Source organism: Terrabacter lapilli (assembly GCF_039531305.1).
Lineage (GTDB): Bacteria > Actinomycetota > Actinomycetes > Actinomycetales > Dermatophilaceae > Terrabacter > Terrabacter lapilli.
Window position 1 is genome coordinate 102756 of record NZ_BAAAPU010000003.1, and the last position, 12861, is coordinate 115616.

Here is a 12861-nt window from a genome sequence, read left to right on the forward strand (position 1 = left end):
CCAGCCCGGCCCGAGCCGCGCCGGAGCCGGGCCACCCCGGGCCCACGGCGACCGCACGCGGGCGCCGGCGCCGCGGCATACGATTGCCGACGTGACGGTCACCCTTGCCGAGATCCGCGAGACGCCTCTGTCGGTCGACGAGGTGCTCTCCAGCGTCTCCTCCCCGCGAGCCGGAGGGGTGTGCCTCTTCGTCGGCACCGTACGTGACCACGACGGCCCGCACGCCACCAGCCAGGGTGGTCAGGACGGTCAGGACGGCGGGCACGGCAAGCCCGTCGCGGCGCTCGACTACTCCGCGCACCCGCAGGCCGCCGAGTCCGCCCGGGCGCTGGCCGAGCGGCTGGCGTCAGACGGCCGGTCGGTCCGGATCGCCGTCGTCCACCGTGTCGGACACCTCGAGGTCGGTGACGTCGCCGTCGTCGTGGGCGTCAGTGCCGAGCACCGCGGTGAGGCCTTCGACGTCTGCCGTGAGCTGATCGACGAGTTCAAGGCCACCATCCCGATCTGGAAGCACCAGAGGTTCGCTGACGGCGCCGACGAGTGGGTCGGCCTTCCGTGAGGACGATCAAGCGGGTGCCGGAGCAGCCTGCCGGCACCGAGTCGCCCTCGCGCGCCCAGGTGCCCGACGAGGGCGGCCGCGGCCGGCTCACGCGGGGCAACAAGATCGTGCTCGCGGTCTTCTTCGCCTTCCTCGTGGTCGTCGTCGTCGGCTCGCTCGTGCACCTGCCGTATGCCGTCATGAGCCCAGGGCCGACCGAGAACACCCTCGGCGCGTCGGGAGACGGCGGCAAGCCGATCATCTCGGTCTCCGGCCTTCCGACCTACCCGACCGACGGCGCCCTCCGGTTCACCACGGTCCGCGTCGAGGGCGGTCCGGGCTACCCGGTGGACGTCTGGGACGTGCTGCGGGCGTGGATCGACCCGGCCCGCGAGGTCCTGCCGGTCGACGAGGTCTTCGACCCCCAGGTCACCAAGGAGCAGGTCGCCGAGGAGAACGCCATCCAGATGGAGGGCTCCCAGGAGGAGGCGACCGCCGTCGCCCTGCGGGCGCTCGGCAAGAAGGTGCCCACGCACGTGGCCATCGCCGGCATCACCGACGGCTCCAAGGCCAAGGGGCTGCTCGCGGTGGGTGACCGGCTCCAGCGCATCGGTGACGAGAACGTCACCGACACGCAGCAGGTGCGCGACGTGCTGCAACGGACCAAGCCTGGCCAGCCGGTCACCGTCACGGTCACCCGTCAGGGCAAGGAGCGCACGGTGCAGGTCCCGACGATCACCGGGCAGGGTGGCCGCACCGCGCTCGGGGTCATCCTCGGGCTCACCCACGACTTCCCGGCCAAGGTCACGATCGACGCAGGCGCCATCGGCGGCCCGTCGGCCGGGCTGATGTTCTCGCTCGGGATCTACGACAAGCTCACTCCCGGGGCCCTGGCCGGGGGCAACCAGATCGCCGGCACCGGCACGATCGACGACGCCGGCAACGTGGGCCCCATCGGCGGGATCCGCCAGAAGCTGGCGGGGGCCCGGGCCGACGGCGCGCAGTACTTCCTGGCGCCGGCCCGCAACTGCGACGAGGTCGTCGGGCACGTGCCCGACGGGCTCACCGTCGTCAAGGTCGGCACGTTCGCCGAGGCCCGCACCGCCGTCGAAGGCATCGCCAAGGGCCAGACCGGCTCGCTGCCGCACTGCTGAGCAGGGCGCGGGCCCGCCGGTGAGGGCCTGGCGCGCTGCACCAGCCCTCGGCCTCAGTCCTCGAAGGAGGCCTTGAGCGCCTCGACGAGGCCGGGCGCGATGTCCTTGCCCGTCGCGACGGCGTCGTCGGAGTCGTGGTCCCGCTGCCGCAGCAGGCAGATGGACGACCCGTCGCGGAGCACCGCCACGAGCAGGCGCACGTCCTTGCGGTCCGGGTGCGCGGCCAGCTGCTCGACGGCATCGTCGCCGCGCGACGGGAGCTCACGCTCGGCCTCGGGCGGCACGACCATCCGCTCGATGGCGAAGGCGCAGCCGTCGACCTCGACGGGCCACGCGAGACGCCCCAGCAGCGACTCGAGCGAGCTGGTCGCCGGCAGTCCCTCCTGCTCGATGGCCGTCAGCGCGCCCTCGGCGAGGTCGGCCGGGCCCATCTGCGCGCGCAGCTGCGGCTCCCGCTCGAGCAGGTCGGCGGTGCGCACGAGGGCGAAGAGGCGGGCCGGCTGGTCCCACCCCGCTGCCGCCACGTGGCGTTCGGTGTCGAGCGCGGCGATGGCGAGAGGGTCGATCACGGGCTGTGAGTTCACGACCACCATGCTGCCGTATGCCGTCTCCGCGCCCGCACGCGCGTGCGTCGCCGCCGGGCGCAGGGGGACGTACGCAGACAGCCCGGACCTACCGGCATACGGCCCCGGTGAAGTGGCCGGTGTCGCGCCCGGTCTCGCGCGGGTCACGTTGCTGCGCTCTCGGCGGGAGACCTAGGAGAGCGGGTTATGGTTTCCGCAGGCAGCCAGAGTAGGCCGCCCCGGGTCTGCCCGACGACCTGCCCGCCCCAGCACCCAAGGCACTCCACGTGAGCAACAGCAACTTCGGCCCCCCGCCGGGCAACTTCAACGACGACGACTCCGGCCCACCTCGAAGAGGTGACGCGGACAGGCCGGCCCCGACGCGACGCCCGCTCGTCACGGCGCTCGTCGTCGCGGCCGCGATGCTCGTCGTCATCGGGATCGCGGCGCAGTTCTGGACCGAGGTGCTGTGGTACCAGTCCGTCGGCTACACCGGCGTCTTCAGCACGCAGCTCGTCACGAAGGTGCTGCTCGGGCTCGTCGGCGGGCTGCTCACCGCTGCCATGGTGTGGTCGAGCATCCACTTCGCCTACCGCAGCCGCCCCATCTACGCCCCGTCGCCCGACACCCAGGCGATGGAGCACTACCGCGAGCTCGTGGAGCCGATGCGCCGCACGGCGACCGTCGCGGCGCCGCTGGCCGTGGGCCTCTTCGCGGGGCTCTCGGCCGCGACCCAGTGGGACACCTTCCTGCTGTGGCGCAACTCGAACCCGTTCGGCAGCAAGGACCCCGAGTTCGGGCTCGACATCGGCTTCTTCGTCTTCGACCTGCCGTGGATCAACTTCGTCATCGCGTTCCTGACGATGGTCCTCGTCATCGGCTTCATCACCGCCGCCTTCACGCACTACCTCTACGGCGGCATCGTGGCCGGCAGCAAGATGCGCTCGACGCAGGCAGCCCGCGTGCACCTGTCGGTCATCGCGGCTGCGCTCGTGCTGGTGCGCGCCGTCGGCTTCTGGGTCGACCGCTACAACCTCGCCACGGCCGAGTCGACGAAGATCACCGGCATCCAGTACACCCAGGCCCACGCGGACATCCCCACCAAGGGCATCCTCGCGGTCGCCGCCGTGATGTGCGCGATCATGTTCCTCACGACGATCTGGACCCGTTCGTGGCGGCTGCCGCTCGTCGGTGTGGCCGTCCTGGCCGTCATCGTCGTCGCGGTCGGCGGCATCTACCCGGCGCTCGTGCAGTCGCTGAAGGTGCGTCCGTCCGAGAAGTCCCTCGAGATCCCGTACATCGAGCGCAACATCGCGGCCACGAGGGCGGCGTACGGCTTCAACAGCATCGACGTCTCCTCCTACGACACGAAGACCGTGGCCCAGCCGAACGCGCTGCGCAGCGACGCCGACACGGTTCCCGGGATCCGCCTCATCGACCCCAACGTCGTGAGTCCCACGTTCAAGCAGCTGCAGGCGAGCAAGGGCTACTACCAGTTCGCCGACGTGCTCGACGTCGACCGCTACGTCATCGACGGCAAGCGTCAGGACACCGTGATCGCCGCCCGCGAGCTCGACCTGCGCGGCGTGCCCGAGGGCCAGCGCAACTGGCTCAACGACCACACCGTCTACACCCACGGCTACGGCGTCGTGGCAGCCAAGGGCAACACCCGCGAGAGCGACGGCAGCCCCGACTTCCTCGAGTCGCAGATCGGCACGCAGGGAGCGCTCGGCAAGTACGAACCCCGCATCTACTTCGGCGAGAGCTCCCCCGAGTACTCCCTGGTGGGCGGCAACAAGCAGGAGTTCGACTACCCCGACCCGAAGGGCACGGGACAGATCAACTACACGTACGCAGGGACCGGCGGCGTACCGCTCGACGGCCTCAAGCGGCTGGCGTATGCCGTGAAGTACCGCGAGATCAACTTCCTCCTCTCGGACGCGGTGACCGGCGACTCCCGCATCCTCGACCACCGCACGCCGCGCGAGCGCGTGCAGCGCGTCGCGCCGTGGCTCACCCTGGACGGCAACGCCTACCCCGCGGTGGTCGACGGCCGGGTCCTGTGGATCCTCGACGGCTACACGACCTCCTCGGACTACCCCTACTCCGAGAACACGACGCTGGACCAGGCCACCGAGGACGCCGTCACGAGCACGCGCAACTCCGTGCGAGCGGTGCAGGGCGGCCAGGTCAACTACGTCCGCAACTCCGTCAAGGCCACCGTCGACGCCTACGACGGGACGGTGACGCTCTACCAGTGGGACGAGCAGGACCCCGTCCTCAAGGCGTGGATGTCGATCTTCCCGGGCACCGTCAAGCCGCTCAGCGACATCAAGGGCTCGCTCATGTCGCACCTGCGCTACCCGGAGGACCTCTTCAAGGTCCAGCGCAAGCTGCTGGAGAAGTACCACGACACCAATCCAGGCTCCTTCTACGGCGGCAACAACTTCTGGCGGGTGCCCGACGACCCGACGCAGGCGGAGGCCCTGCCGCAGCCGCCGTACTACCTCTCGCTCGCGATGCCGGACCAGGCCAAGCCGGCCTTCTCGCTGACGTCGACGTTCATGCCGACCGGTGACCGGAACGTGCTCTCGGGCTTCCTCGCCGTCGACGGCGACGCGGGGTCGCAGGACGGCAAGAAGTCACCGGGCTACGGCACGATGCGGCTGCTCGAGATGGGCGGTGGTCCGGTGAGCGGGCCCGGCCAGGTCTACAACGAGATGCGCAGCTCGGCCGTGTCGTCCAAGGACCCGCAGCTGCCGACGACCCTGGCCCAGTACATCGGCACGACCAACTCCAACGGCAACGCCGTCATCTTCGGCAACCAGCTGACCCTTCCGGTGGGCGGCGGGCTGCTCTATGTCCAGCCGATCTACTCGCAGGCACGCTCGCAGTCGGGCTCCTACCCGCGACTCGTCGCGGTCGCCGTCGCCTTCGGCAGCAAGATCGCCTGGGCCACCTCGCTCGACCTGGCGCTCAACGACCTCTTCGGCGGGTCGTCCGGCGCCGCGGCAGGCGACAACGGCACGACTCCGTCGCTGCCGCCGACCCCGGCACCGGGCAGCACCCCGAGCCCGGGCAGCACCGCCACCAGCCCGTCCGGGACCCCGAACGCGGCAGCGCTCACCCAGGCGCTCAAGGACGCGCAGACGGCGTACGCCCAGGGCGAGGCCGCGCTCAAGCGGGGCGACTTCGCGGCATACGGCGAGGCCCAGAGCAAGCTCAAGGACGCGCTGAAGCGCGCGGTCCAGGCGTCACCGCAGTCGGTGCCGACGACCAAGCCCTGACGCGGCCACGTCGGAAGCCCGCTGGTGCAGCGCGAACACTGCGCTGCACCAGCGGGTTTCGTCGTCTCGGGGGTCCCGGGAGGGGAGCCGGGTCGGCCCGATTTGGTCCTGTGCGGGCTTTCGCGTAACGTTGCTCTTGCCGACGCGGGGTGGAGCAGCTCGGTAGCTCGCCGGGCTCATAACCCGGAGGTCGCAGGTTCAAATCCTGCCCCCGCTACACAGTAGGAACACGACAGAGGCCGTTCACGGAGAGATCCGTGAGCGGCCTCTGTCGTGTTCCCGGGTCCCGTCATCCGGCTGGCTGAGCAGCCGGATGCCGCCGCCGCATGACGCCGGCGAATGCCGCAGCCGAATGCCGCCGCCGAATGCCGCAGCCGGACGCCCCTGCAAGCCGACCCGGTCGATCCACGCGCACCCGGGTGGGCCCCGTGCCGATCTCCCCGGCTGTGGTGACACCTCACTCCGCACGAGTGATGCGGGCAGCCGCGCGCTGCGGCGACTGTGGAGGAGCCCGAACGACCAAGGACACAGCGGAGGTCAGCAGATGACGGATTCAATGGACGAGCTCGGTCCGGTGGACTGGATGGTGGTGCAGTTTCCCGGGACCGACTACGGCAGGGGCCAGGTCGCCCCACACCTGCAGGACCTCGTGGAGCGGGGACTGGTGCGGGTGCTCGACCTCGTGTTCCTGAGGAAGGACGAGGACGGGACGCTCGAGATGGGCGAGATCTCGGACCTCGATGACAGCGAGCTGGGCGAGCTGCGCGCCTCCGAGGCAGAGCTCGCCATGGTGCTCTCGGAGCAGGACGTCAGCGACCTCGCGGAGACCATCGAGCCCGGCAACTCGGCCGTGGTGCTCGTGTGGGAGAACACGTGGGCGGCGCCGTTCGGATCGGCTGTGCGTCACGCCGGCGGGCAGCTGGTCGCGAGTGGCCGCATCCCGACGCAGGCCGTGCTGGCGGCCATCGAGGCCGACGCGAAGGAAGGAGTCTGACATGCCCCTGGCAGCCCGACGCAGGCGCAGGACCGCAGCAGCCGTGGGTGGCGCAGTCGTCGTCGCGCACGGAGTGAACCGACGGCACGACCGTCGCGAAGACCGACGCGAGGACCGCCGCGACCGACGCTGAGTCCGCCGAGAACGCCGCCTTCGCAGGAGTCGGTGAGTCAGCGCGCCGACGCCCCCGTACCGGAGGCGGCGGCGCGCAACCGGACGGCCGCCTTGCCCGCAGAGGGCACAGGCGGCCGATCCACATCCGCAAGAGGACGCAAGCAAGAGGACTGACCAGATGCCCGACTACCCACTCATCGCCGACCACGGCCTCATCGGTGACCTCCAGACGAGCGCGCTGGTGAGCACGGAAGGTTCCATCGACTGGTTCTGTGCGCCGCGCTTCGACTCCCCGAGCATCTTCGGGGCGCTGCTGGACCACGAGAAGGGCGGCCACTTCCGGGTGCGCCCCACCGTCGAGGCCTTCACGAGCAAGCAGCTCTACTTCCCCGACACCGCCGTGCTGGTGACCCGCTTCATGACCGAGGAGGGCGTGGGGGAGGTCGTCGACTTCATGCCGACCACCAGCAGCAAGGTGGCGACCGACATCCACCGGGTCGTCCGCATCGTGCGCTGCGTCCGGGGCGAGATGACCTTCGCCGTCGACATCGCCCCTCGCTTCGACTACGGCCGCGAGGCTCACGAGACCCACGTGGCCGAGCACGGCGTCGTGTTCCAGGGACCGCACACCTCGATGACGGTCCACCTCATCAAGGAGCCGGACGACGAGCGGCTCGGCCGTTTCGAGGTCGACGACCAGGGTGACCTCCACGCCCAGGTCAGGCTGACCCACGGACAGACGCGCGGCATGCTGCTCGAGACCGGCACGGCCGGACCGGCCCGGCAGGTCCGCGTGGCAGAGGCCTGGCAGCTGCACGACGACACCGTGCGTTTCTGGGAGGCGTGGCTGGCGCAGTCGACCTACACCGGTCGATGGCGAGAGGCGCTCAACCGCTCGGCGATCACCCTGAAGCTGATGACGTACGCGCCGACCGGCGGCCTGGTGGCCGCACCGACGGCGGGCCTGCCCGAGCAGGTGGGTGGGGAACGCAACTGGGACTACCGCTACACGTGGGTGCGCGACGCCTCCTTCTCCGTCTACGCGCTGCTCGGCATGGGCTTCACCGAGGAGGCGGCAGCCCTCGGCCAGTGGCTTCGCCGCCGCCTGGACGAGCAGTACCAAGGGGGCGGTGGCGGTCCACTGAAGATCATGTACCGCATCGACGGCTCCTCGGACCTGAGCGAGGAGGTCCTCGAGCACTGGGAGGGCTACCGCGGCTCCAGCCCCGTCCGGATCGGCAACGGTGCAGCGGACCAGCTCCAGCTCGACATCTACGGGGAGGCCCTCGACAGCATCTACTTCATGGACCAGCGCGGGCTCACCGCCGGTCACGACGGCTGGCTCCGCATCTGCGAGGCGCTCAACTGGGTCGCCGAGAACTGGGACCAGCCGGAGGAGGGGATCTGGGAGACCCGTGGCGGCCGACAGGACTTCACCTATGGCCGGCTGATGAACTGGGTGGCGCTCGACCGGGGCATCCGGCTCGCCACCAGTCACGGACGCCCGGCCCCGGTGGATAGATGGCGCGCCGAGCGCGACGCGATCTACAACCAGATCATGGAGCGGGGCTGGAGCGCCGATCGCCAGGCCTTCGTCCAGCACTACGACACCCAGGTCCTGGACTCCGCACTGCTGCGCATGTCGACGGTCGGCTTCATCACGCCGAACGACCCGAGGTGGATCTCGACCCTGCAGGCCATGGACGGCGAGCTCGTCACCGACAGCCTCGTCTACCGCTACAACCCCGAGGCCTCTCCCGACGGCCTGCGCGGGTCCGAGGGCACCTTCTCGCTGTGCACCTTCGCCTACGTCGAGTCGCTGGCGCGCGCCGGTGAGCTGAGCAAGGCCCGGGTGACGTTCGAGAAGATGCTGACGTACGCCAACCACCTGGGCCTGTTCTCGGAGGAGATCGCGCTCACGGGTGAGCAGATCGGCAACTTCCCGCAGGCCTTCACGCACCTGGCCCTCATCGACGCGGCCATCACCCTCGATGCCCAGCTGGACCGACGGGAGAGAGGTATGCCGGCGGAGCATCCCTCCGTGCCGGCGCGGGGGATGGCGCCTCCACCCCCGGCGCTCCCCGCGGCCGCCACGGCTGCCGAGCCCGCTGTCCCGGTGTCGGCCGGCCGCTGAGCCGGCTCGGGCGCGGCACCCATCCTCACCAGGGGATGTGCGTGACGGGGAGTCCGACCGACGGTGCGGTGCCCGTGCAGGACTACTCGGCGGGCGAGGGAAGGGGCAGCGGAGGGCCCCGGGGCAGCAGCCCCGGGGCCCTCCGCCTGGAGCTCAGGCGGTGCCGGCCGGCACGAGCGGCTTGAACGGGCGGATCGTCTCCTCGCCGCCACGGATGGCGACGTAGCTGGCCTCCGGGACCTCCTGCCACGCGCCGCGCAGGTCGCGCAGGGGCTCGGAGACGACGAGGCGGGCGTCGTCCGACAGCAGGTGCAGCTCCGGCATATCCGGGTACTGCTTCCGCAACGTCGACACGTCGGTGCTGTGGAAGAGCGAGCGCGACCGGCCCTCGCTGGAGTAGCGGAACGCCCACGTGGTCTCGCCGTCCGTCGTGGCGATGGTCCCCTGCATCGGGAAGGCGATGCCGTGGTGCCGGGCGGACTCCTCCACCAGGCCGACCGTCCGGGCGACCGCTGCGGGGGCGTCGTCGTTCAGGCCGTGGGTCAGCGCGAGGAAGAAGAGCATCTCCGAGTCGGTGGTGCCCTCGAGGTCGGCGAAGAGGTCGGGGTCGAGGGCCATCGCGAGGTCGCGCTTCATCGCGTGGAACCCGTCGACGAAGCCGTTGTGCATCCACAGCCACCGTCCCCGGCGGAAGGGGTGGCAGTTCGTCTGCTGCACCGGCGAACCGATGGCGGCGCGGATGTGGGCGAAGACGCGGGGCGACCGGACGTGGGCCGACAGGTCGCGCAGGTTGCGGTCGTTCCAGGCCGGCTCGATGCTCCGGAACACCCCGGGCGTGTCCCGCTCTCCGTACCACCCGACTCCGAAACCGTCACCGTTGACGGGCTCGGCGCCCATCGTGGAGCTCATGCTCTGGACGATCAAGGAGTGTTCCGGCTTGTAGAGAAGATCCTCCAGCAGCACTGAGGAACCTGAGTAGGCGAGCCAACGACACATGAGAGCCTCCGATCGGTGTTTTCCCCATGGCACAGCACGGGCCGGCGCAGCGGATCACCCCTCGGAGATGAGATCGGCGACGGGTTATCCCGAGATCGGCCAAGAGGGTGACGAGGGCCGCATGTCGCGAGATGCTGGCCGTCCTGACGTTCGCATCCGGGGCCGAGGAGGCGCACATGGCCGGCGAGACGGTGTCGCGCCGGGTCGCACGGCGCATGGCGGAGGGCAACCCGGCAGGGCTGCTCTACGGGGCCATCCTCACGGGCGCCGTCATGAGCGCGACGGCCGGCCATGTCGCCACCGCCTACGGTGTCATCGGACCCTGCCTCTTCGTGGTGGCCGTCTACTGGCTCGCCGACATCTACGTCCGGGTCTTCGCCGGCCCGTTCCGCGACGGGCGCTCACCGCTGTCACACCGGCTGCGGGCGGCGGCCGGTCACGAGTCCCGGGTGCTTCTGGGTGGGGTGCCTGCCCTGGTGCTCCTCGTCGTCACGTCCCTCGTGGGCGTCAAGGCCTCGCTTGCCGTCGACCTGGCGCTGTGGCTGACGGTCGTCGAGCTGGGAGGGGTGGCCTACATCGCCGGCCGGTATGTCGGCAGCAGCCGAGCCGCCGCCTTTCGGGAGTCCCTGGCCGCCGCGCTGCTGGGCGTGCTGATGGTCGTCGCCAAGTCGTTCCTGCACTGACGAGTGACGGCCGCCGATCTCGGCACGCTCAGGCGCTGGTCACCAGCGCGTCGTCGCGCTCGCTGTCGAGCACGACCAGCGCGAAGTCCGCAGGGAGGCCCTCCACCGTCACCTCGCCCGAGGCGTCCACCGCGACGGACACCGTCGCGTCGCCGATCCGCAGGCCGGTGACCGTGAGGGCTCCGAACGGCTGCGGTGACGAGGGCCGCACGGTCACCCGACGAGCAGGGGCGTCGACGGTGATCCCGAGCGCGACGGTGAGCATCGCCACCGCTGACGCCGCGGCCCAGGCCTGCGGGCGGCACGAGGCCGGGTAGGGGGCCCACTGCCCGATCGTCGCCGAGTCGGCGAACAGCTCGGGGAAGCGGTAGTCGAAGGCCTCCCCGACGTCGAGGAGCTTCTGCACCACGGTGGCGGCCTGTGCACCATGGCCCTCGCGGGACATGCCGAGGGCGCAGATGGCGGTGTCGTGGACCCAGACCGAGCCCGTGTGGTAGCCGATCGGGTTGAAGCCGCCGTTGTCGGTCGCGAGGGTGGCGATGCCGAAGTCGCCGAGCATCGTGTCACCGACCAGCAGGTCGGTGACACGCCGCGCCTCGACGGGTGTGAGGGCTCCGGTGCCCAGTGCATGACCCATGTTGGACCCGACCCCGTCCACCGGCCGGGACGAGCTGTCGATGGCCATGGCGAGGTAGCGGCCCTCCGGTGGGCCGACCCAGAACCGCGCTCGGATGCGCTCCCGCAGCGTGGCCGCCCACTCCTCCAGCTGGGCGGCACGCGCAGCGTCCGACTGGGGCGCCGCGTCGGGCGCCGCGTCGGGCAGCACGCCGGCCGGAGTCGCCTCACCCAGCTCGCGCAGCAGGGTCGCCGCTGCGCGAGCGGCCTCGACGGCATACGCCTGGGCCTCGATGAGAGCGATGGGCGAGACGGCGAGCGAACCGTCCCGGAAGCGCATCGAGTCGCCGGAGTCCTTCCAGCCCTGGTTGGCCAGTCCACGTCCGGTCTCGTCGACGTACTTGATGAGGCCGTCCTGGTCCGGCATGGCGTGGTCGGTGAGCCACGAGGCGGCCGCCCGCAGGTGGGGGAGCAGGTCCCGCACCTCCTCGGCCGGCATCCCCCAGCGCCAGGCGTCGTGCAGCAGGCAGATCCACAGGGCCGTGGCGTCCACCGTGCCCCAGTAGACCGTCGGCAGGGTGAAGTCGACCGTCGCGTCCTCGTAGGTCGTCCGGCGCAGCTCGTGCGGGATCTTGCCGGGTGCCTCCGCCGTCTCCGCGTCCCAGGCAGTGCCCTGCCGACGCGCGAGGGCGCGCAGGGTTCCGGCCGCCAGGGTGGTTCCGAGGGGCAGCATCATCCTCGCCGTCCAGATGGAGTCCCGGCCGAAAAGCGTGAGATACCAAGGGGTTCCGGCCGCAGCGAACACGTCGCCGGGGTCGGCGGGATCACGCAGCAGGAGGCTGCGCAGGTCGGCCAGCGACGCGTCGACGAGCCTCCGGAGACGCGGGTCGCTCGCGTCGACCCGGAGGGCCTCCGGCCAGTCGACGGCGTCCGAGCCGCGGTCCGCCGCGAAGTGGCCGGCGAGGCGGCGCTCGGTCCGCACGTGGACGTCGACCTGCGCCTGGGCCCCCGCGGCGACGGAGAGCGGAAACGTCGCGACGGCTCCGTCGGGGCCCACCTCGAGGCTCTCCGGAGCGGGGGAGAAGGTCACCACGGTCCGCAGCGTGTCGGTCTGCCAGTGAACGGTCGCGACGGGGGGCTGGCTCGAGCCGACCGCGACCTCGTCGGCCGAGGGCCCGACGTGGGGCTCCAGGAGCTCTCCGGTCGCCACACCCGCCTTGACCGGACCGATGTCCGACCCGTCACCTCCGATCGTGACCACGAGGGGGACCTCGACGGTGCGGGAGGCACGGGAGGCCAGCACGATGTGCTCGTCCATCGAGCCCCCGCGCACGCGCCGTCGGCGGTGCAGCTCCACGGTGGGATCGGGCCCGGGGTCGCCGAGACCTCGCACGGAGGTGAAGAACTCGCTGCCGGGCCCGCGGCTCGAGTGCGCGACCTTCACCGGCCGGGACGCTCCGAGGGAGACCGTGAAGCGGGAGACGACGCGCTGGTCGTCGACGAAGAAGCCGTGCGCGCCCCGGCCGGTCATCGCGCCGTCGGCGTCGCTCAGGGCCGTGCCGTTGCCGTCGACGCAGATCGCGAGGTCGTGCAGCCACGGCTGCTGACCCGAGGACGGGTCGGCCCCCGATGCCGCTGCGCCGCCGGCGTTCTCGTTCGTGTGCCCTGCCACTGGCCCTCCTGCTCGGGTTTGCTCGTGCGACGACGACCAGGAGGGTTAGCTGCCCCTCTTGACACTCCCGCGCCGACAGCACAGTATCCGTTTCGTCATTTATGCGCTCAA

9 protein-coding genes and 1 tRNA gene are annotated in these 12861 nt (G+C 71.0%); 7 read left to right on the top strand and 3 right to left on the bottom strand.

Going from position 1 to position 12861, the window contains the following annotated elements:
- The first annotated feature begins 91 nt into the window (after positions 1-91).
- Together ABD241_RS01855 and ABD241_RS01860 are read left to right on the top strand one after the other, a co-directional pair.
- Entirely contained in the window at positions 92-559 is a 468-nt protein-coding gene (locus ABD241_RS01855) for a molybdenum cofactor biosynthesis protein MoaE (RefSeq protein WP_344057870.1), read from the top strand.
- Positions 556-1692: a YlbL family protein gene (locus ABD241_RS01860; protein WP_344057872.1), complete on the top strand. Its 1137-nt coding sequence runs from the start codon at positions 556-558 to the stop codon at positions 1690-1692. The genes ABD241_RS01855 and ABD241_RS01860 overlap by 4 nt, the downstream gene beginning before the upstream one ends.
- Before the next feature lie 53 nt (positions 1693-1745).
- Here ABD241_RS01860 and ABD241_RS01865 read toward each other — a convergent pair whose 3' ends face one another.
- The gene (locus tag ABD241_RS01865; protein WP_425580652.1) at positions 1746-2276 is read right to left on the bottom strand and encodes a PPA1309 family protein; all 531 of its coding nucleotides are present in this window, start codon (positions 2274-2276) and stop codon (positions 1746-1748) included.
- A gap of 266 nt (positions 2277-2542) precedes the next feature.
- Between ABD241_RS01865 and ABD241_RS01870 the strand changes: the two genes are divergently transcribed.
- The 4 genes from ABD241_RS01870 (at position 2543) to ABD241_RS01885 (ending at position 8784) form a co-directional block, all read left to right on the top strand.
- Complete coding sequence (locus ABD241_RS01870) at positions 2543-5542, top strand: UPF0182 family membrane protein (RefSeq protein ID WP_344057874.1); 3000 nt, start codon at positions 2543-2545, stop codon at positions 5540-5542.
- 143 nt (positions 5543-5685) lie between these two features.
- Positions 5686-5759: transfer RNA gene (locus ABD241_RS01875), tRNA-Met, on the top strand.
- Positions 5760-6086: 327 nt separating this feature from the next.
- Positions 6087-6536, top strand: coding sequence for a DUF6325 family protein (locus ABD241_RS01880; RefSeq protein ID WP_344057876.1), 450 nt, complete (start codon positions 6087-6089; stop codon positions 6534-6536).
- 292 nt (positions 6537-6828) lie between these two features.
- Positions 6829-8784 (top strand): glycoside hydrolase family 15 protein, encoded by a 1956-nt coding sequence (locus tag ABD241_RS01885; protein ID WP_344057878.1) that lies wholly within the window; start codon positions 6829-6831, stop codon positions 8782-8784.
- 153 nt (positions 8785-8937) lie between these two features.
- Here the strand turns inward: ABD241_RS01885 and ABD241_RS01890 are convergent, their stop codons facing one another.
- Entirely contained in the window at positions 8938-9693 is a 756-nt protein-coding gene (locus tag ABD241_RS01890) for a class II glutamine amidotransferase (protein WP_344057880.1), read from the bottom strand.
- A 263-nt stretch (positions 9694-9956) separates the two neighbouring features.
- On the opposite strand from ABD241_RS01890, the gene ABD241_RS01895 reads away from it, so the two are divergent.
- A complete protein-coding gene (locus tag ABD241_RS01895; protein ID WP_344057882.1) occupies positions 9957-10463 on the top strand; it encodes a hypothetical protein in 507 nt (168 codons plus the stop codon).
- A 28-nt stretch (positions 10464-10491) separates the two neighbouring features.
- Here ABD241_RS01895 and ABD241_RS01900 read toward each other — a convergent pair whose 3' ends face one another.
- On the bottom strand, positions 10492-12750 hold the full coding sequence (locus ABD241_RS01900) for a glycogen debranching N-terminal domain-containing protein (protein WP_344057884.1): 2259 nt from the start codon (positions 12748-12750) through the stop codon (positions 10492-10494).
- Positions 12751-12861: the final 111 nt, after the last annotated feature.